Origin of the sequence: Bradyrhizobium yuanmingense (genome assembly GCF_025200905.1) — a bacterium.
GTDB lineage: Bacteria > Pseudomonadota > Alphaproteobacteria > Rhizobiales > Xanthobacteraceae > Bradyrhizobium > Bradyrhizobium yuanmingense.
The window spans coordinates 4,885,445-4,905,140 of the sequence record NZ_CP104173.1 but is presented as its reverse complement, the minus strand read 5'-3'; the positions used below and the strand labels follow the sequence as shown (position 1 = coordinate 4,905,140).

Below are 19,696 nucleotides of genomic sequence, written 5' to 3'. Positions count from 1 at the left end.
ATCGACGATCCTCACGCTGGCATATGACCTGACGCGCGCGGCTTGAACTCGGCAAGGTCTGGCTCAATCCAGCCGTGCCGGGCCTCCCGCGAGAACAGCGCTTCGCGGCTCCAGAAACGTAAGAGTACATCCTTTTCGGTTGCCGGGGACGCCAGCACCGCGTTGCAGGCGGCGACAATGTCGCGGCGGCCGACCTCCGCAAGAATTCCTTCGATGATCATCAAGAAAGCCATCGTAATCGTGTGGTGATAGCCACGCACATCGTCGTTCACGCCGCCAGCGGCAACATTGTAGGCGCGGATCATCTCGGGGAGTTCGACCCGCCAGTCCCGAGCCGGATCAGTGGCGAGCAAGTAGCTCGTCACGATCAGATGTTCACGATGGCTGAAACGTGCCCCCGGAAGTGTACGCGCGAGGAAGCCCTCGCTCAGTTCGGCGACCTCTGCAGCATCCGTGCAGCAAATTCTGTTGCTCATGGCGGCGTCCTATGTTACCTTGGTACCAAGGTAACATTCTGGAACGGGAAAGGCAAATTGGGATCGGTCAACTCGGCCGCCCAGGCTCTGCCTGTGTGACAACAATCGTTCCGCGATCAGACCGTCGACCCCGCAGGCGTCCGAACGAATCCAAGATTCACCTGGTCTCTGAGGACGTGAGTTGCAGGGCTGGAGACCGATGCCCGAGCAAGTCCGGCAATGGCATGATGCGACTAAACCCCCGTCTTCCGATCGAGGTCACACATTATGAACTCAGAAGCTCACAAACATTCAGTCCAACGCGTACAGACGGGAGTTCGGATCGAGAAGCGCATTCTCAAGGTCGCGAAGGGCCTCGCCGAATACCTGGATATGAGCCTCGGTGATTTGCTGGAGGGCGTTCTCCTGCATTCGTTCGAAGGCAAGACTCCGTTCGAGCCTGCGACGCTGCAACGCATTTCGACGCTGAAAGATTTGTACGGGCTGACGCTCACGGCCTCCGATGCTCATCAGCTATTTGAAGCTCGGGGTGAGCACGAGAACAGCTAAGTGGGAGCGCTTGGCTCTCGCCGTCAACGTCACACGATCACGCTGGGACCTTGCCGAGCATTCCCGTGAGGCACGCGTGGCGCGATTGAACCTGCGACCCCTGCGCCCGCCTAAACCCGTTTGCCTTGCCAGTTTTTCCACGGCAATATGCCCACAAAACAACCATGAGAACGGGAAGATAAAATGGCGGCTCCCATCAAGTTCGGCGTTGGCCAAAGCGTGCTGCGCAAGGAGGATGACGCGCTCATCCGCGGCAAGGGCCGCTATACCGACGATTACGCGCCGCAGGCCGCGCTCCGCTGCCTGGTGCTGCGCTCGCCGCATGCGCATGCCAAATACAGCATCGATGCGAGCCGCGCGCTCGGCCTGCCGGGCGTTGCGCTGATCCTGACGGCCGACGACGTCGGGGATCTCGGCAATCTGCCCTGCCTGTTCAACCTCGAGACCGATCCGTTCACCGGCCCGCCTTACCCGATCCTGGCCAAGGACGAGGTGCGCCATGTCGGCGACGCCATCGCCTTCGTGGTCGCCGAGACCATCGACCAGGCTCGCGACGCGATCGAGGCGATCGAGGTCAAATGGTCGCCGCTGCCCGCGGTGACCGGCGTCGTCAACGCCGTGAAGAAAGGCGCAGCCTTGGTCTGGCCGGACAAGCCGGGCAACGTGCTGTTCGACGTCTCGATCGGCGACAAAGCGGCGACGGAAGCTGCCTTCGCGAAAGCGCATGCGGTCGCCGAGATCTCCATCGTCAATCCGCGCGTGGTTGCAAGCTTCTTGGAGACCCGCGCTGCCGTCTGCGAATACGATTCCAAGCGCGACCATCTGACGCTAACGGTCGGCAGCCAGGGCAGCCACCGCCTGCGCGACATCCTCTGCCAGAACGTGCTCAACATCCCCACCGACAAGATGCGGGTGATCTGCCCCGACGTCGGCGGCGGGTTCGGCACAAAGCTGTTTCCGTATCGGGAATATGCCCTGATGGCGGTCGCCGCACGAAAGCTGAAGAAGGCGGTGAAGTGGGCGGCCGATCGCTCCGAGCATTTCATGGGCGATGCGCAGGGCCGCGACAACGTCACCACCGCCAAGATGGCTCTGGCCGAGGACGGCAAGTTCCTCGCGATGGATTGCGACCTCATGGGCGACATGGGCGCGTATCTGTCAACCTTCGGGCCCTACATCCCGCATGGCGGCGCCGGCATGCTGCCGGGCCTCTACGACATCCAGGCCTTCCATTGCCGGGTCCGCACGATCTTCACCCACAGCGTGCCGGTCGACGCCTATCGCGGCGCGGGCCGGCCCGAAGCTGCCTATGTCATCGAGCGCCTCGTCGATGCCTGCGCGCGGAAGCTCGACATGACGCCGGATGCGATCCGCCGCAAGAATTTCATCCCGCCGAAAGCGCTGCCCTACAAGACCGCGACCGGCAAGGTCTACGATTCCGGCGACTTCGCCGCGCACCTGAAGCGCGCGATGGAGATAGCGGAATGGAAGGAATTCCCCAAGCGCGCCAAGGCGGCCAAGAAGGGCGGCCTGATCCGCGGCATCGGGCTTGCGAGCTATGTCGAGATTTGCGGCGTGATGGGTGAAGAGACGGCCAACGTCCGCCTCGATGCCAATGGCGACGTCACCGTGCTGATCGGCACGCAATCGAGCGGGCAGGGCCATCAGACCGCCTATGCGCAGATCGTCGCCGAACAGTTCGGCGTGGCGCCCGAGCGCGTGCATGTCCGGCAGGGCGACACCGACGAGATCGCAACCGGCCTCGGCACCGGCGGCTCGGCCTCGATCCCCTCCGGCGGCGTCAGTGTCGAACGTGCCACGCGCGAGCTCGGTTCGAGGCTGAAGGAGATCGCGGCGCAGGCGCTGGAAGCCAGCGCGGGCGACCTCGAAATCTCCGAAGGCGTGGTGCGGATCGCCGGCACCGACCGCTCGATCTCGTTTGCCGATCTCGCCAAGCGGCCCGGGGCCGATCCGTCGAAGCTGAACGGCAGCGCGACCTTTGCCAGCGCCGACGGCACTTATCCCAACGGCACCCATGTTGCCGAGGTCGAGATCGATCCGGCGACCGGCATCATCAAAATCGTCAACTACGTGATCGTCGACGATTTCGGCAAGACGCTCAATCCGCTGCTCTTGGCCGGCCAGGTGCATGGCGGCGCCATGCAGGGCATCGGCCAGGCCTTGATGGAGCAGGTGGTGTATGGACCGACCGACGGGCAGCTCATCACCGCGACCTTCATGGACTATGCGCTGCCGCGCGCGGCGGACGGGCCGGCCTTCGTGTTCGAGACCCACAACGTGCCCTGCAAGACCAATCCGATGGGCGTGAAGGGGGCCGGCGAGGCCGGCGCGATCGGCTCCTGTCCGGCCGTGGTCAACGCCATCGTCGATGCGCTCTGGCGCGAGTACAAGATCGACCACATCGACATGCCGGCAACGCCCGAGCGGGTGTGGGTTGCGATCAGCGAGCATCACCGCCGTCACAGCTTGTGAAGCCGCGCTTCCCGCGCGCACGGGAATAAACCCGCCGCGCGGGGTTCTACCCATGATGGGTCCCGGCTTCGCGCGAAGCCGGTGACAGTCTCATTCCCCGAACGTCTCGAGAGCCGGAGAAACGAACCAATGAAACGGACGATGATTGTCGCGGGCGCCCTCGTGCTGGGCGCGGGCGCCGTCATGGCGCAACAGGAGATTGCCGTCCAGCAGGACAATCTGATGCGGGCAATCGCCAAGAATCAGTATGGCGTGCTTCAGAAGATGAGCAAGGGCGATATTCCCTTCGACAAGAAGGCTGCCGATGAGGCCATCGCCAGCATCGAGGCCGATGTTGCCAAGATCGCCAAGACCTTCGAGATCAATCCCAAGCAGGATGTCGTCAACGCGACCTATGGTTCCTCGCCGAAGGTCTGGCAGAACAAGGCCGATTTCGATGCCAAGATCCCGCCGGTGCAGAAGGCGATCGCCGACGCCAAAGGCAAGATCACCAATGTCGCGGGCCTGAAGGCGGCCTACACGGCGATCAACGACCGCTGCAATGATTGTCACGAAACCTATCGCGTGAAATTGAAATAGCGGGCGCAGTTAACGGGCTACCAAGGACTTCAGAAGGGCGGTTGCGAAAGCAACCGCCTTTTTCTTGACCGCGGCCCGCAGGAACTTCCGTCCGCAAGGCCTGACGGATTGCCGCGAGAGCGGCTATCCTTGCGCCAACGGCCGTGCGCTCACACGAGTCTCCTCCCGGCATCCTCACGTCGGGATTCCCAGCGCGCGGCGAGCACCTCGATCAACAGCGAGACAGGCCATGGCAAAACCGTTCCCCTCCAAGACCCATATCGGCAATCATATGCTGCATCCGGAAACCCTGATGCTGACCTATGGCTATGATCCGCAATTGTCCGAGGGCGCCATCAAGCCGCCGGTGTTCCTGACCTCCACCTTCGTGTTCAAGACCGCCGAGGATGGCCAGGACTTCTTCGACTACGTCGCCGGACGGCGCGAGCCGCCGGAAGGCATGGGCGCCGGCCTGGTCTATTCGCGCTTCAATCATCCCAATAGCGAGATCGTCGAGGACAGGCTCGCGATCTACGAGCGCACGGAGAGTTGCGCGCTGTTCTCGTCCGGCATGGCGGCCATCGCAACCACGATTCTGGCCTTTGTTCGCCCGGGCGATGTCATCCTGCACTCGCAGCCGCTCTATGGCGGGACGGAGACGCTGCTGACGAACACGCTTGCGCGCCTGTCGATCGGCGCCGTCGGCTTTGCCGACGGCATCGACGAGACGGCGGTCAAGCAGGCCTCGGAGGAGGCCATGGGCAAGGGGCGGGTTTCGATGATCCTGATCGAGACGCCGGCCAATCCGACCAACGGCCTCGTCGACATCGCAATGATCCGCCGCATCGCCGATTCCATCGGCAAGGCCCAGGGACATACGCCGGTCATCGCCTGCGACAACACGCTGCTCGGGCCGGTGTTTCAGCGGCCGATCGAGCACGGCGCGGATCTGTCGCTGTATTCGCTGACAAAGTATGTCGGCGGTCATTCCGACCTGATCGCGGGCGCCGCGCTCGGATCGAAGGCGATCATGAAAGGCATCAAGGCGCTGCGCGGCGCCATCGGCACCCAGCTCGATCCGCATTCGTGCTGGATGATCAACCGCTCGCTCGAGACGCTCAGCCTGCGGATGGAGAAGGCCGATGCGAATGCGCGGCTCGTGGCGGACTTCCTGCGCGACCATCCGAAGGTCGCCAGGGTGCACTATCTCGGTCACCACGAGCAGGGCTCGCTGTCCGGCCGTGTGTTCGCGCGGCAATGCCTGGGCGCGGGCTCGACGTTCTCGTTCGACATCGTCGGCGGCAAGGAGGCGGCGGTGAAATTCCTCAACGCGCTGCAGATCCTCAAGCTGGCGGTGAGCCTTGGCGGCACGGAATCGCTCGCAAGCCTGCCGGCGACGATGACCCATTCCGGCGTTCCCGCCGACATCCGCCGAAAGATCGGCGTGCTCGATTCCACGATCCGGCTGTCGATCGGCATCGAGAACCCGTCGGACCTGATCGCCGACCTCGCGCAGGCGCTGAACGCGGCTTGAGCACGGTTAGAGTCGTAGCGTCGTAGCCCGGATGGGGCGCAGCGAAATCCGGGGACCTGTCCGCAACGCGCAGGGCTCCCGGATTGCACCAACGGGCGGCGCTTCGCGCCGACCGTTGGCTCCATCCGGGCTACGAAGTTGCTTGGAATCGAAAAGGCCGGACGCTCCCTCCTTGCGTCCGGCCTTTCCGCGACGAAGCCCGCGTTTTCGCTTTACTTCGTCACCTGACCGCGGATCTCGCCGGCCGGGTTCGCCGCGGTATGGATGTTGATGTAGTACTTGCCGCCGAGCAGATCGGCGGCCTGCGCGTCGGTGAGCGTGGCTTCGCCCTTGACCGGGCTCGAGGCCGCATTCGGGATCGGGACCGCGACGCCGGCGTTCTTGCCGGCTTCGGCAGGCCCGTGGAAATGCGCGGCGGTGGCGGGGCCCGAGAGGCCGGAATAGGTGACGGTCCAGGACAGCTTCTTGCTGGCAGCGTCGTAGTCCAGATCGGCCGTTCCGGTCGCGCTGCTGGTGTTGGCGGGGACCTCGGATTTGCCGTCCAGCGTCGCCTTCAGTTTCTCCGCGCTGGCCGGGGCGGCGAACGCAACGGCGGCTCCGAATACCAGTGTGGCAAAAACGGCTTTGGTCATGGCTTTCTCCTGTTGACGCCTGATTGCTTTTCAAACAGTGCGTCATGCGGTTTATTCCGGCATTACATCCGGGCCGTCTAAAATATTCGTGGTTGGATCGAGCGCGGCATGACCCTTAAGTTCGCGCGTTCACGATGGAATGATCGAATGTTGCGACGAACGCTCCTTGCCGCCCTGATCGCCGCCGCCGCGGCGTTCGCACTCTATTGGTGGTTGACCGCCCCGGCCGTGCTGGCCTTGCCGGCGCCGACACGCAACGCCGATCTCGCCAACGGGCAGGAGCTGTTCAACGCCGGCGGCTGCTCGTCCTGTCATGCCACCCCCAATCAGCCCGATCGCCTGCGGCTCGGCGGCGGGCTGGCGCTGGGCTCGCCGTTCGGGACGTTCTACGTCCCCAATATTTCCCCCGATCCCGCCTACGGGATCGGCCGCTGGAGCGAGGCCGATTTCGTCAACGCCGTGATGCGCGGCATCTCGCCCACGGGCACGCACTATTTCCCCGCCTTTCCCTACACGTCCTATCATCTGGCCAGTGTTGACGACGTCCGCGATCTCTTTGCCTATCTGAAGACGCTTCCGTCGGTGTCCGGCACAGTGGGTGACCACGCGCTGCCGTTTCCGTTCAACATCCGCCGCAATGTCGGCATCTGGAAGCTGCTGTTCATGGACACCGCGCCGTTCGTCGCGGACGCCGCGCGCTCGCCGCAATGGAATCGCGGAGCCTATCTCGTGAACGCTTTCGGCCATTGCGCCGAATGCCACAGCCCGCGCAATGCGCTCGGCGGCATCATCGCCAGCCAGCGCTTTGCCGGTGGGCCCAATCCCGAAGGGGAGGGCTGGGTGCCCAACATCACGCAGCAGGGCATCGGCAACTGGAGCGAGAAGGATATCGCGGATTTTCTCGAGACCGGCGACCTGCCCGAGGGCGACAGCGCTTCGGGCGCGATGCGGGCGGTGATCAAGAATCTGGCGCAACTTACCGCGGAAGACCGCGCCGCGATGGCCGCCTATCTGAAGTCGCTGCCGCCGGTGCAGGGACCGACACCGCCCAAGCGCAAGGAGGGCGGCTAGCGCTGCCGGCGCTTCGGCCGTTGTTTTGCGCGTGATCTAAAGCGCGATGAGATTGGGATGAATCATCATCGCGCTTTAGGTTGTTGTTTACGCATGATCTTTCCGGAAAACCGCTTCGCACTTTTCCGGATCATGCTTTAGCCGGTGCCGAACGCCTTGAAGGTGATGATGGTGAGAGTGTCCTGGATGCCCGGCAGCACCTGCACCTTCTCATTCACGAAGTGGCCGATGTCGGTATCCTTGTCGACGTAGAACTTCACCAGGAGGTCGTATTGGCCGGCCGTGGAGTAGATCTCGGAGGCGATCTCGGCTTCGGCAAGCGCATTGGCCACCGTATAGGACTGGCCGAGCTTGCACTTGATCTGAACGAAAAAAGGAACCATCGCGGGCACTCCGAAAGCGTATTCTTCCGGCTAATAGGCCAAAACCGGCTGGATTTAGCAAGCGAACTTGCTGGATCATCCGAGGTGCATTCGGGCGCGATGCTAGGATGGGACCGCTGCGGCGGCCAATGCATCCCTCAGCCGCTGGGCGAGCTCGACCTTGCGGTAGGGCTTGGTCAGCACGACCGCTCGCGCCTGCGCGCGGCCCTGCTCGACCAGGGTCTCCAGCGCGTAGCCCGAGGTGAACAGGACCGGCAGGCCGGGACGCACCCGCCGCGCCTGATCGGCGAGCTCCCAGCCGCTCATGCCGCCGGGCATCACGATATCGGTGAACAGCAAGTCGATGCCGGGATCGCTCTGCAGCTGCTGCAAGGCATCCTTGCCGTTGACCGCGGCGACGACACGATATCCGAGCGCTTCCACCCTGCGAATGACGGAGGAGCGGACGAACGGATCGTCCTCGACGATCAGGACCGTCTCGTAGCCTCGCGGCGCCGTGTCCTCGCCGTCGGGAAGATCGGCTTGCGACCTACCGGTGCTCGCGCGCGGCAGGTAGATCCTGGCCGTGGTCCCAAGGCCAGCCTCGCTGTAGATCGAGACATGGCCGCCTGATTGCTTGGCAAAGCCATAGACCATGCTGAGGCCGAGGCCCGAGCCCTTGCCGACCTCCTTGGTGGTGAAGAACGGCTCGAACGCGCGAGCGGCGACCTCGGGCGTCATGCCTTCGCCGTCATCGGTAACCGCGATCAGGACGTAGCTGCCGGGTGCGACCTCCCGGTGAACGGCACCGTCATCATCCTCGATCGTGATCAGCTCCGTGGCCAGCGTGAGGTGGCCTCCCGATGGCATGGCATCCTGCGCGTTGAGCGCGAGATTGAGCACGGCGGATTCGAGCTGGGCGCGGTCGGCAAAGGCCAGGATCGTGCCGGGCCCGGAGGTCGTCCTGATCTCGATGTCTTCGCGCAAGGTGCGCTTGAGCAGCTTGAACATGGAATCGAGCAGGCTCCGGCAATCGATCGTCTGAGGCCGCAGCAATTGGCGGCGGCTGAAGGCGAGCAGGCGCTGCGTCAGCTCGGCACCCCGTTCGCCCGATTGGCAGATGTCGTCGGCAAAGCGCCCGAGGTCGGGCCTCGCCTTTAGCTGCTCGCTCAGGTGCTCGGCATTGCCGATGATGACGGTCAGCAGATTGTTGAAGTCGTGCGCGATGCCGCCGGAGAGCTGACCGACCGTCTCCATCTTCTGCGCCTGCTGAAGCTGCTGCTCGGTCAGCTTGCGCGCGGTGAGGTCGTGGACGATGCCGACGAAGATCAATTCGCCGTCCTGCCGCGCCTGGCCGACCGACAGCTCCATCGGAAACGTCGTGCCGTCCTTGCGCAGGCCGACGGCCTCGCCGCCGGTCGCGAAATGCCGCGCCTGGCGCTCGGATGCTGCATCCGCCTCGGGCATCAGCATGCCGACGTTGCGGTTCATCACCTCGTCGGCACGGTAGCCGAACAAGCGCTCGCAGGCCGGATTGAACAGCAGGATGCGGTCCTGCGCATCGAGCAGGATGACGCCGTCGACCGCGGTCTCGACGATCGCGGTGAGGCGCGCCACGCTCTCGCGCATCGCGCGCTGGGCGTCGCGGACCTGCTGCAGCAGCAGCGTGGCGTCGCGGCTCTTGATTTCCTCCTCCTCGAGCGCGGCCTGGACCTGTCGCAGCTCGAACGGCGAGGGGATCGTGAGGATCTTCGGCAGCAGCGGCCAGAGCGCGGCGGCGGTGAAGACCGACGCGACCGCCGTGGCGGCCTTGAGCATGCCCTCGATGCCGTAGATCGGAACCCAGAGCGTATAGATCGACAGCACGTGGGTCAGGCCGCACGCCATGATGAAGATCGCGAACGCCCAGTAGACCCAGCCGAATTTGAGGTCGCGCCGCTTGGTGACGAGGATGGCGAGGGCGAACGGGATCGAGAAATAGGCAGCGGCAATGCTGGCGTCGGAAACGACGTGAAGCCAGATCAGCTGAGGCTCCCACAACAGGCAGATGCCGTGCGGCGACAGCATGGACGAGTCGAGGAGACGTTCGAAGAAGGCCCACATCGTTCCACCCCAAGGAGTCTTGTTCAGGTGGCTTGCGGGGCCGGCGGCCCGCAACATGGGGGCGCTGGACGGTTCCACCACCTGACGTCTCGCGTAACCGGCGAAGCACGCTAAGGTACGCGACTATAGCAAGGGTCCGGCGCCGTTGCATTTTCAAGCCCGCATCATTGCGGGCCTTGGTCCGCGCGGTGTCCGACTGATTCGCAAGGCGCGCAATCGGTTCGCGAATCACGCCTGGCGGCGGCCCGGCGCGCTTGCTGACGTTCCACGGTCGCGCTACGAGAGGCCATGGCGGCCTCCTCAAGCACATGTCTCCCGCGATGACGACCCCGGTCGCACTCACCATCGCCGGTTCCGATTCGAGCGGCGGCGCCGGCATCCAGGCGGACCTGAAGACCTTTGCCGCGCTCGGCGTCTATGGCGCCTCCGTGATCACGGCGCTGACGGCGCAGAACACGCGCGGCGTGACCGGCATTCACGCGGTGCCGGCCGGGTTCGTCACCGAGCAGATCGACGCGGTGTTCTCCGACCTCGACATCGGTGCGGTGAAGATCGGCATGGTGGCCCAGGCCGCCAGCATCGATGCCATCGCGGCCGCGCTTTCGCGCTGGGCGCCGCGGCATGTCGTGCTCGATCCCGTCATGGTGGCGACCTCCGGCGACCGCCTGCTCGCCACTGAAGCCGTCGACGCCCTGCGCGCCAGGCTGATGCCGCTGGCTGCCGTGATCACGCCGAACCTGCCGGAGGCTGCGGCCCTGCTCGATGCGCCGGTGGCGGCGAGCGAGGCCGAGATCGAAAGCCAAGGACGCCGCCTGCTGGCGCTGGGCTGCCGCGCCGTCCTGATCAAGGGCGGGCACGGCGAGGGCGCCGAGAGCATCGACTATCTCGTCACTGCCGAGACCGCGATCGCGCTCGCCGCGCCGCGTGTGGCCACCCGCAACACCCATGGCACCGGCTGCTCGCTGTCCTCCGCCATCGCGGCAGGGCTGGCCAGGGGCGAGGACCTCGAGGCCGCCGTGCGCAACGCCAAGGCCTGGATCAGCGCCGCGATCGCCGCCGCCGACCGCTTCAGCGTCGGCCACGGCCATGGGCCGATCCATCATTTCCATAAGTTCTACTGAGGCGGGCACCTGAACGCGCCCCATCCTTCGAGACGACCGCTTCCAGCGGTCTCCTCAGGATGAGGCTAAGCAGCACTGTACCCGTTGAAGCTAGGGCCGCACACTCGGTCCTCATCCTGAGGGCCCGCCAAGGGCGGGCGTCTCGAAGGATGTGCCGCGGGGAGGTTTGCCTCAGAGAAGAGCGGGGGCTTGCGCCCCTGCGGCGCCATGTCGCCTGATTGTCGCATGCGACTGATATTCGCGGGGAGGGCGAGGCAAGGCGTGATTCGTATTTGAAGGTGCCTCAAGGGTTCAATCGGTCATCCCCCTGTCACGGGACATTGTTACAGGCTGGCGCATGGGAAGTTACGATGTGAGTGACGAGAGCCCGGAGCGGCGCTTTCGCACGTTGTTCATCTCCGACGTCCATCTCGGGGCCCGCGGTTCACAAGCCGATCTTCTGCTCGACTTCCTGCGCTACCATGATGCCGATACGATCTATCTCGTCGGCGACATCGTCGACGGCTGGGCGCTGAAATCGAGCTGGCACTGGCCGCAATCGCATAACGACCTCGTCCAGAAGCTTTTGCGCAAGGCGCGCAAGGGCGCCAAGGTCATCTACATTCCCGGCAATCACGACGAGTTCCTGCGCAACTATTACGGTACGCATTTCGGCGGCATCGACGTGGTCGAGAACACGGTTCACACCGGCGCCGACGGCAAGCGCTATCTCGTCATTCACGGCGACATCTTCGATCTCGTGGTGCAGAACGCGCGCTGGCTCGCCCATCTCGGAGACAAGGCCTACGACTTCGCGATCCAGATGAACCGCCTGGTCAACTTCTTCCGCCGCCTGTTCGGCGTGCCCTATTGGTCGCTGTCGCAATGGGCCAAGCAGAAGGTCAAGAACGCCGTCAACTATATCGGCGCCTTCGAGCAGGCGCTCGCCGCCGAGGCGCGGCGTCACCAGGCCGACGGCGTGATCTGCGGCCACATCCACTACGCCGTGATCCGCGACGAGGCCGGCATCCGCTACATGAATTGCGGCGACTGGGTGGAGAGCTGCACCGCCCTGGTCGAGCATGACGACGGCCATTTCGAGATCATCACCTGGGCGGATCAGTTGCGGAAGCCGGAGCAGGTGCCACAGGTCGCAGCCAGAGCTGCATAACAAGGACCACTTGATGCGCATCCTGGTCGCGACCGACGCCTGGCACCCGCAAGTCAACGGTGTGGTTCGGACGCTGACCAAGCTCTCTGACGCTGCAAAAGCGCTCGGCGTCGAGTTCACGTTCCTGACGCCGCAATCGTTCCGCACCTTCGCGATGCCGAGCTATCGCGACGTGCGCCTCGCCATGCCGCGCCCGGCCCGGATCGCAAGGCTGATCGAGGAGGCACGTCCCGACAGCATCCACATCGCGACCGAAGGGCCGATCGGCCTGATGGTCCGCCGCTATTGCCGCCAGCGCAAGCTGCCGTTCACGACCAGCTTCCATACCCGCTTTCCCGAATATGTCCGCGCCCGCGTGCCAGTGCCGGGCTCGCTGATCTGGCGGGCGCTGCGGCGCTTCCACAGCGCCAGTCGCGCCGTGATGGCGGCGACGCCGGCGCTCGCGCGCGAACTGACCGAGCGCGGCTTCGACAATGTCGTGCTGTGGCCGCGCGGCGTGGACACCACGTTGTTCCACCCGCGCGTCATCGATCTCTGCCTGCCGGCACCCGTGTTCCTGTCGGTCGGCCGCGTCGCAGTCGAGAAGAATCTCGAGGCGTTCCTCGACCTCGACCTACCCGGCACCAAGGTGGTCGTCGGCGACGGCCCGGCGCGCGCCTCGCTGGAAGAGGTCTACCCCGATGCGATCTTCCTCGGCGAGAAGCACGGCGAGGAACTGGCGGATATCTACGCGGCCGCCGACGTGTTCGTGTTCCCGAGCAAGACCGACACTTTCGGCCTGGTCCTGCTGGAGGCGCTCGCGATCGGCCTGCCGGTCGCGGCCTTCCCCGTGAAGGGTCCCCGCGACGTGATTGGCGATGCGCCGGTCGGCGCGCTCGATCACGATCTGCGCAATGCCTGCTTCGCGGCGCTCGATATCTCCCGGCAGGACTGCGTCGCGTTCGCCGCCAACTACACCTGGGAGGCCTCGGCAACGGTCTTTATCGACAGCATTTTGGCGGTCGGGGCGGTGCTGCCCGGCCGGACCGGCGCGGAACAGCCGCGTTTCGTGGCTTGAGGCAAGAAATCCTCTCGCGGAGGTGTCTTGCCCGGGCCTGATCGGCCGCGATAGCATTCCGCCATGACCGAACAGGCCCTTCCGGTCGGCCCTGCCGACATCGATGCCGCAGCGCGCGTGATCGCGCCTTACGCCATCCGCACCCCGCTGTTGTCCTTCCCCGTGCTCAACGAGCGCGTCGGTGCGAAAGTGTTCCTGAAGCCGGAGATGCTTCAGCGCACCGGCTCGTTCAAGTTCCGCGGTGCGTTCAACAAGGTGTTCTCGATCCCGCAGGACAAGCGCGCCGGCGGCGTCGTCGCGTTCTCCTCCGGCAACCACGCCCAAGGCGTGGCGGCGGCGGCAAAGATCCTCGACATGCAGGCCACCATCGTGATGCCAGCGGACGCCCCGCTGTCGAAGCGCGAGCGCACCAAATCCTACGGCGCCGAGGTCGTGCTGTACGACCGCGACAAGGACGACCGCGAGGCGATCTCGCGCGGCATTGCCGAGAAGCGCGGCGCGACGCTGGTCAAACCCTACGACGATCCGTTCGTGATCGCAGGGCAGGGCACCGCCGGCCGCGAGATCGCCGAGGACATGGCAACGCTCGGCCTCGGCCCCGACATCGTGGTGGCGCCGGCCTCCGGCGGCGGCTTGATCGCGGGTGTCGCGACCGCCGTGAAGGCGCGCTATCCGCAAGCCGAGATCGTGGTCGCCGAGCCCGAGGCCTTCGACGATCACGGGATTTCACTCAGCGCAGGCCATCGCGAGCCGCATCCGCCGGCCGGCCGCACCATCTGCGATGCGCTGATGGCCCTGATGCCGGGCGAGATGACGTTTGCGATCAACAGCAAGCTCTTGGCGCGCAGCGTCACGGCGTCGGACAAGGAAGTCGGCGCGGCGGTCGCCTTTGCCTATCGCGAGCTGAAGCTGGTGGTGGAGCCCGGCGGCGCGGTGGGGCTTGCTGCGCTACTCGCGGGCCGCCTTGATGTGGCCGGCAAGAACGTCGTCATCGTGCTGTCAGGCGGCAATGTCGATGCGGAACTGTTCGCGGAGCTGGTGGCCTGATCGTCATTCCGGGGCTCGCGCAGCGAGAGCTATGATGCGCAATTGCGCATCTGAGAATCCATAACCACGATCGGGAGTATGGATTCCGGGCCTGCGCCTTACGGCGCATCCCGGAATGACCAAGAACAGACATGAAGAAGGGGCAGAGCGTTTCCGCTCTGCCCCTTTGTCGTCTCGCTCGCCGCAATCAGTGCGTGAAGCCGCCGCGACGGTTGCCGCCATTGTTCATGCTCGGCGCTTGGTTCATCGACTGCCGGAAGTTGTTGTTGCTGCTGACCATGCGGCTCGGCATCGTGTTGATCTGCGGGCGGGTGTTCTGCACGTTGTTCTGCACCTGCCCCTTATTCAACGGGTTATTGTTGAGCTTGACGATGCCGGTGTTGCCGTTGTTGAGCCGGATCGGGCGGTTCGGAGTCTGCACGTTGACCGGCTTCGACTCGATGTTCGGGCCACCCTTGCCGACATTCACCGGCATGGTCACGATCTTGCCCGGCTTGACGGTGCCGCCATTCGGCATGGTGCTGGTCGCAGGCAGGGTCACGATCTTGCCGATGCCGACCTTGCCGTTGATCGTGTTGGTCGGCGCAGGCAGCGTGACGATCTTGCTCGGGGTCTGCGGCGGCGTGCCGTTCTGCGGGTTCGGCTGGTTGTTGCCGGCAGGCAGGGTGACGATCTGGCCGCCATTGCCGAGCTTGCCGAGGACGTTGCCGTCGAGCGGCTTCTGCACGACAGGCAGATTGCCGTTCACCTGCGCGCCATCGCCCTGCTGCATCAGCGGCATGTATTTGGGCTGGCCGAGATTGCCGATCTTGATCGTCGGAGCAATGGTCTGCGGCGCCAGGAACTTGGTCGCCTGCATCAGGGGGATCTGCTTCGGCTGCGTCTGCAGCTTCAGCGCGACCTGCGCATAGGGGCTGTTGCCGTAGCTGTCATAGAAGCTCTTGTAGGCGAGCGGCGAGTTGGCGAGCACCGCCTTGTGCCAGGCCTGCGAGATCAGGATGTTGTTGAGCAGCCAGCGGATGTGGTCGCACAGCGGGTCGTGCGGATACATCCGGATGAACTCCTGATAGTACTCCGGCCGGCCCTCGGACACGACGTAGTCATAGGCCTGGCGGGTGGAGCGGCTCGGCAAATTGGAGGCCATCTGCACGACCGGCGCCTTCACCGGCGCGCGGTTGGCAGCAACGGCGGTGTCACCGAAGAAGGTGAAGTCGCTCGTCAATGACGAGCTCTCCCACGGAATCTGCGCGCCGCTGGTGGTCTGGTTGACCTGCAGGCGCACGCGCTTGAACAGCTGCTCGATCGGCACGTTGGGCTCGCGCGCGACGTTCAGGAACGCCTGTGTGTACGGGCTGTGGCCATTGGTGCCGTCGAGCGCCTCGGCGCCCGGCGCGGTCGAGTAGCCGACGATCGAGCCGTTCGGCGCATCGACGATGGCAAGGCCGCGGCCGGCGTCGTTGACTTCAGGGAACGGGTTGTTGCGGCAGGCATCGAGGATGACGATGCGCATGCGGCTCGGGATCGTCTCCAGCGTCGACATCACGTCGACGAGACGCAGCGAATTGTTGACCAGCTCGGTCGGGCTGGAGACCTTGGCGTCGACCGGAACGAGATAGTTCTCGCCGGCGAGCTGCACGCCGTGACCGGCGTAATAGACCATCGCCACCGTGTTCGGACCGCGCGAGGCGACCTTGGCGGAGAAGTCCTGGACGACGCGGAGCATGTCGTTCTGGGTCAAGTCGGTCGCGGCGACCACTTCGAACCCGGCGGAGTTCAGGAACTGCGCCATCGACTGGGCGTCATCGTCGGGGTTCGCAAGCTGCGGAGCGTTCTGGTAGTTGGCATTGCCGATCACCAGCGCCACCCGCTGCTCCGGGCCTTGCAGCGCGGTGGGGGCAGGCTGCACCGGGGCGACTTGCGCGGAAACGGGCCCGCAGGCGAAGCCGAACAGGCTTCCCAGCAGGCTCGCCGTCATGAAAAAGGGCTTTAGGCGGAACATGGCGTGCTCCTTTGGCACTCATCTCGATGCGAGATTGGTTGCGCGCAAGCTTGGCCGCGTTCGAGCCTTGCGGTCCGTGATCCCCGTCACCATGGTCGCCTCCGTGATCTGAATCACGCTCGGAACCTGCTATGGTCAGCGTCGATTGGGAGGACGTCCGCCACATGCTGAAATCGATCGATCCGATCCTCACCCCCGATTTGCTCTGGCTGCTCGCCGCGATGGGCCATGGCGACGACCTCGTGTTCGTCGACGCCAATCACCCCGCCACCCGGATCGCGCAGAGCACCTCGTCGCAGCGCCTGATCCAATTGCCGGGCATGACGATGGAAACTGCCATCCGGGCCATCATGTCGGTCTATCCGCTCGACGAATTCGATCCCGATCCCGTGCGTGTGATGATGCCGGTCGACGATCCCGATCGCGTGCCCGAGGTGCAGCGCGCGGTGCTCGCGGAGATCGCACATGCCGCTGGCCGGCCGGTCACGCCCGGCAAGCTCGCGCGTCCCGATTTCTATCGCGCGGCAGCGGCAGGCTTTGGCGTCGTGCAGGTCGGTGACAGCAGGGGCTATGGCTGCTTCCTGATCCGCAAGGGCGTGATCGGTTAGGAATATCATGAAGCATCCATCCTCACTGATCGTGTTCGGCGGCCTTCCAGGTACCGGTAAGACGACGATCGCTCGCGAACTCACCGCCAGGCTGGCGGCGATCTATCTTCGTCTCGATGCGATCGAGCAGCCGTTGCGGGACGCTGGTCTCATCGTCGGCGCAGCCGGCTATGCCGTTGCCAACACGCTCGCCGCCGAAAACCTCAAGCTCGGGCGCATCGTCATCGCGGACTGCGTCAATCCCGTGCTGGCAAGCCGCGCCGGATGGCGGCAGACTGCCTTGCGAACCGGCGCAGGCATCGTCGAGATTGAAGTGATTTGCAGCGAACCGGCGTTACACCGGCAGCGCGTGGAAAACCGGCTGCCTGACATTGACGGTCACAAGGTTCCAACCTGGGATGACGTCGTGAGCCTGACTTACGAGCCGTGGGATCGGGAGCACTTGGTGCTCGATACGGCCGAGAGTTCGCTCGATCATGTCCTGGACCGCGTTGAAGCGCATGTGCGCGACAAGATCGGCTAGTCGTCTTATTGGCCTTTGGTGGGACGAAACGCCTCGCACTCGAATTTGAGTGGCCTTCTCGCATCCGCCTGTCTATCGTCGATTCATGTCTCGCCTTCTGTGTCTCTTCGTTGCTGTCGTCCTGTCGCTGCTGCCCGCCGTCGCACCCGCCGAGCCCGTGCAAAAGCGCCCCAAGCCGGTCTGGAAGGGCTACGGCTTCCTGCCGGGCTATCGGCAGCCGCTCAGCAACAGCATCCCGCTCTACAAGCAGAAAGACGCGATGCGCCGCCTGTCGCGCGCCGACCGGCGCCATTGGTACATCGACCCGGTTCCGCAATATTACCGCTGGGACGGCGAGTGGCACTATTTCGGCCGTCCCGGATTCAACGGCGGCCGCTACAACGGCGGTAGCTTCGGCCCGTGCTGGACGCGCACGCCGATCGGTCCGATCTGGAATTGCGGGTGATCGCGCGGCGGTCAGGGAAAGCTGCGGACGACCTCGATCAGGCCGACGATTGCGGCATTGAACGCGTCGAGGTCCTCGGCCGGAATCCAGTACTCCAGATGTGAGCGTCCGCCCGCTTCCTGCACATCGTATTTTTCGATGAAGCTGCGCTTGACCGCAAAACGGGTCACGAAGCCCGTTCCGCTCGCCGGGACATTCCAGTCCCGCGCGATCTTGAAGGCGTAGTCTTCGGTCAGCACCGGATAGAAGATCGGCTGGTCGGGCAGGCGCGGCGGAAACGCGCGCATGCCGGATTGCTGGATCAACTCCAGCTCCTTTGGACCGACGGGCACCAGAGGGTGAGGTGTCTTCGGTGGGGGACATGTTCGTGAGGTCCAAGATCGAACGTCGTCATTGCGAGCGCAGCGAAGCAATCCAGAATCCTTTCGCGGAGACGGCCTGGATGGCTTCGCTCCGCTCGCAATGACGATGGGGGCGGAGCGCGCGTCCTTACGAAAAGAACGCGATCTTCTCGGCCTGGGTCATGCGGCGGATCGGGGCGAGCGGGTCGTTGGCCGGTGCGCGGGGTTTTTGCAGGATGCCGCTGGCGAGGATGGTGGCGCCGAGCGAGGCGTCGGACATGGACGCGGGCAGGGGCGAGGGCATCGGCAGCGTCGCGGTCGGGGCTGCCGCGGATGATGCTGCTGCCGCCATGGCCGGCGCCTGCTGCTCCATCACTTCGGCGGCGGCTTCCGCGATGGCGTCGGTGAGGCGCGCGAGCGAGTCCAGCGCGATCGGCGCGTCCCCGGCGGGCTCTTCGGCGATGGCCGCGAGGACAGGCTCAGCTGCGACCGGCTCCGGCTGTTCCGTGGCAATGGGCGCCACGACATCCGAGAGCGCCGGCTCCGGCGTCGCGGCTGCCGTCTCCACCGGCTCAATGATGTCGTCGAAGTCGGGATCGGGCGCGGCCATCTCCATCGCGATGGCCTCGAGGATGGCTTCGTCCTCGGCCTCGGCTGCGGCGTCGAGGGAGAAATCCTCGCGTGCTTCCGTCAAGGCCTCCGGCTGAGCGGCCGGCTCTTCAAACGCGACGGCTTCGAGCTCGGCATCATCAGGCGCGAGGTTTTCGAGCGCCGCGCTTTCGGCAGGGATTTGGCTTTCGGCCGCGATCCCCTGTGCGGCAGCCGCGTCCATGGCCTGCTCGGCGATGGCGGAGGTTTCAGCGACGGCCGCTGCTTCGACGGCCGCATCGAGTTCCGGAGCTGCCGCGATCTCTTCGCGCGTCTCCGTAAAAGCCACGGATGCATCGCCCGCCATCGCCGCCATCTCGACGGGCGAGGCTGCTGCGACTGATGACGGCGCCTCCTGCGTCGGAGCCGGAGCGGCCTGTGGCGTTGCGTCGCCGTCGAGCTGCTCGACGCGGTCCTTCAGCAGATCGAACGCGGCCTTGAGCTCGATCCGGGGATCGAGGGTCGAGATCTGCCCGCAGGCGGCCTCGATCGAGGCGAGCTGCGAATCAATGAGGTCGCAGATTCGCCCGTCGGCGCCGATCTCGCGCCAGCGCCAGGAGATCTCCTTGATGATGCGTACCCCGCGCGGGATCGGCGCGAGACTCGCCTCGATCGCGCCGGGATCGAACGCGGCGAGCGCGATCGTCTCGACCTCGCGGATGGCGCGGCGGATCTCGACCAGCGCCTCGGGCAGGCGGTCTTCGACGACTGGTTGCCGCTGTGCCGCAAGGGTTTCCTCGATTTTGGCAACCGCATCCAGCACCATGCGCGTGTCGGCATTGCGGTTGCGCTTGGCATATTCGCCGAGGAACCAGCGGCCGCGCGCGGTCTCCATGAAGGCTTCGCGGATCGCGTCGTAATCCTGCTCGTTCGGCGCGGCCGCGCGGGCAGACATGGGCGAGAGGGCGAATGCTTCGTTGGCCATGACAATCTCGTCGCGCAAATCAGTGCGCGTTACTGTAACGATCACCACGATATC

Annotated in this window: 19 protein-coding genes; 12 read left to right on the top strand and 7 right to left on the bottom strand. The window is 64.9% G+C overall.

Annotation, left to right across the window (positions count from 1 at the left end):
* Nucleotides 1–11: 11 nt before the first annotated feature.
* Nucleotides 12–476, bottom strand: coding sequence for a hypothetical protein (locus N2605_RS23210; RefSeq protein ID WP_260343296.1), 465 nt, complete (start codon nucleotides 474–476; stop codon nucleotides 12–14).
* Between the two features lie 267 nt (nucleotides 477–743).
* On the opposite strand from N2605_RS23210, the gene N2605_RS23205 reads away from it, so the two are divergent.
* The 4 genes from N2605_RS23205 to N2605_RS23190 all read left to right on the top strand — a co-directional run bounded on the left by N2605_RS23205 (nucleotide 744) and on the right by N2605_RS23190 (nucleotide 5,610).
* A complete protein-coding gene (locus tag N2605_RS23205) occupies nucleotides 744–1,025 on the top strand; it encodes a hypothetical protein (protein WP_036015526.1) in 282 nt (93 codons plus the stop codon).
* Nucleotides 1,026–1,208: 183 nt separating this feature from the next.
* Nucleotides 1,209–3,518 carry a xanthine dehydrogenase family protein molybdopterin-binding subunit gene (locus N2605_RS23200; protein WP_225148288.1) on the top strand — a complete coding sequence of 770 codons (2,310 nt, stop codon included), beginning with the start codon at nucleotides 1,209–1,211 and terminating at the stop codon, nucleotides 3,516–3,518.
* Nucleotides 3,519–3,647: 129 nt separating this feature from the next.
* Nucleotides 3,648–4,097: a cytochrome c gene (locus N2605_RS23195; RefSeq protein ID WP_057028751.1), complete on the top strand. Its 450-nt coding sequence runs from the start codon at nucleotides 3,648–3,650 to the stop codon at nucleotides 4,095–4,097.
* 229 nt (nucleotides 4,098–4,326) lie between these two features.
* Complete coding sequence (locus N2605_RS23190) at nucleotides 4,327–5,610, top strand: cystathionine gamma-synthase family protein (RefSeq protein ID WP_036015534.1); 1,284 nt, start codon at nucleotides 4,327–4,329, stop codon at nucleotides 5,608–5,610.
* 212 nt (nucleotides 5,611–5,822) lie between these two features.
* Here the strand turns inward: N2605_RS23190 and N2605_RS23185 are convergent, their stop codons facing one another.
* A complete protein-coding gene (locus N2605_RS23185) occupies nucleotides 5,823–6,242 on the bottom strand; it encodes a CHRD domain-containing protein (protein ID WP_109143143.1) in 420 nt (139 codons plus the stop codon).
* A gap of 147 nt (nucleotides 6,243–6,389) precedes the next feature.
* On the opposite strand from N2605_RS23185, the gene N2605_RS23180 reads away from it, so the two are divergent.
* Nucleotides 6,390–7,313 (top strand): c-type cytochrome, encoded by a 924-nt coding sequence (locus N2605_RS23180; RefSeq protein ID WP_225142557.1) that lies wholly within the window; start codon nucleotides 6,390–6,392, stop codon nucleotides 7,311–7,313.
* 137 nt (nucleotides 7,314–7,450) lie between these two features.
* Here the strand turns inward: N2605_RS23180 and N2605_RS23175 are convergent, their stop codons facing one another.
* Nucleotides 7,451–7,696, bottom strand: coding sequence for an Lrp/AsnC ligand binding domain-containing protein (locus N2605_RS23175; RefSeq protein WP_018642903.1), 246 nt, complete (start codon nucleotides 7,694–7,696; stop codon nucleotides 7,451–7,453).
* A 102-nt stretch (nucleotides 7,697–7,798) separates the two neighbouring features.
* On the bottom strand, nucleotides 7,799–9,778 hold the full coding sequence (locus N2605_RS23170) for a hybrid sensor histidine kinase/response regulator (RefSeq protein ID WP_260343295.1): 1,980 nt from the start codon (nucleotides 9,776–9,778) through the stop codon (nucleotides 7,799–7,801).
* A gap of 320 nt (nucleotides 9,779–10,098) precedes the next feature.
* On the opposite strand from N2605_RS23170, the gene thiD reads away from it, so the two are divergent.
* The 4 genes from thiD (at nucleotide 10,099) to N2605_RS23150 (ending at nucleotide 14,153) form a co-directional block, all read left to right on the top strand.
* The gene (gene thiD / locus N2605_RS23165) at nucleotides 10,099–10,899 is read left to right on the top strand and encodes a bifunctional hydroxymethylpyrimidine kinase/phosphomethylpyrimidine kinase (RefSeq protein WP_260343294.1); all 801 of its coding nucleotides are present in this window, start codon (nucleotides 10,099–10,101) and stop codon (nucleotides 10,897–10,899) included.
* Nucleotides 10,900–11,236: 337 nt separating this feature from the next.
* The gene (locus tag N2605_RS23160; RefSeq protein WP_109143147.1) at nucleotides 11,237–12,049 is read left to right on the top strand and encodes a UDP-2,3-diacylglucosamine diphosphatase; all 813 of its coding nucleotides are present in this window, start codon (nucleotides 11,237–11,239) and stop codon (nucleotides 12,047–12,049) included.
* A 13-nt stretch (nucleotides 12,050–12,062) separates the two neighbouring features.
* Nucleotides 12,063–13,106 carry a glycosyltransferase family 4 protein gene (locus N2605_RS23155; RefSeq protein WP_260343293.1) on the top strand — a complete coding sequence of 348 codons (1,044 nt, stop codon included), beginning with the start codon at nucleotides 12,063–12,065 and terminating at the stop codon, nucleotides 13,104–13,106.
* Nucleotides 13,107–13,169: 63 nt separating this feature from the next.
* Nucleotides 13,170–14,153, top strand: a complete 984-nt coding sequence (locus tag N2605_RS23150; RefSeq protein ID WP_260343292.1) for a threonine/serine dehydratase family protein — start codon at nucleotides 13,170–13,172, stop codon at nucleotides 14,151–14,153.
* A gap of 187 nt (nucleotides 14,154–14,340) precedes the next feature.
* Here N2605_RS23150 and N2605_RS23145 read toward each other — a convergent pair whose 3' ends face one another.
* Entirely contained in the window at nucleotides 14,341–16,152 is a 1,812-nt protein-coding gene (locus N2605_RS23145) for a caspase family protein (RefSeq protein ID WP_260343291.1), read from the bottom strand.
* Nucleotides 16,153–16,316: 164 nt separating this feature from the next.
* Between N2605_RS23145 and N2605_RS23140 the strand changes: the two genes are divergently transcribed.
* The 3 genes from N2605_RS23140 (at nucleotide 16,317) to N2605_RS23130 (ending at nucleotide 17,728) form a co-directional block, all read left to right on the top strand.
* On the top strand, nucleotides 16,317–16,760 hold the full coding sequence (locus tag N2605_RS23140) for an RbsD/FucU family protein (protein WP_260347472.1): 444 nt from the start codon (nucleotides 16,317–16,319) through the stop codon (nucleotides 16,758–16,760).
* A gap of 7 nt (nucleotides 16,761–16,767) precedes the next feature.
* On the top strand, nucleotides 16,768–17,283 hold the full coding sequence (locus tag N2605_RS23135) for a P-loop nucleotide/nucleoside kinase family protein (protein ID WP_260343290.1): 516 nt from the start codon (nucleotides 16,768–16,770) through the stop codon (nucleotides 17,281–17,283).
* 85 nt (nucleotides 17,284–17,368) lie between these two features.
* Complete coding sequence (locus N2605_RS23130) at nucleotides 17,369–17,728, top strand: hypothetical protein (RefSeq protein WP_036044570.1); 360 nt, start codon at nucleotides 17,369–17,371, stop codon at nucleotides 17,726–17,728.
* Between the two features lie 11 nt (nucleotides 17,729–17,739).
* Here the strand turns inward: N2605_RS23130 and N2605_RS23125 are convergent, their stop codons facing one another.
* Together N2605_RS23125 and N2605_RS23120 are read right to left on the bottom strand one after the other, a co-directional pair.
* A complete protein-coding gene (locus N2605_RS23125) occupies nucleotides 17,740–18,033 on the bottom strand; it encodes a hypothetical protein (RefSeq protein WP_260343289.1) in 294 nt (97 codons plus the stop codon).
* Nucleotides 18,034–18,217: 184 nt separating this feature from the next.
* A complete protein-coding gene (locus N2605_RS23120) occupies nucleotides 18,218–19,642 on the bottom strand; it encodes a hypothetical protein (RefSeq protein WP_260343288.1) in 1,425 nt (474 codons plus the stop codon).
* Between the last annotated feature and the right edge of the window lie 54 nt (nucleotides 19,643–19,696).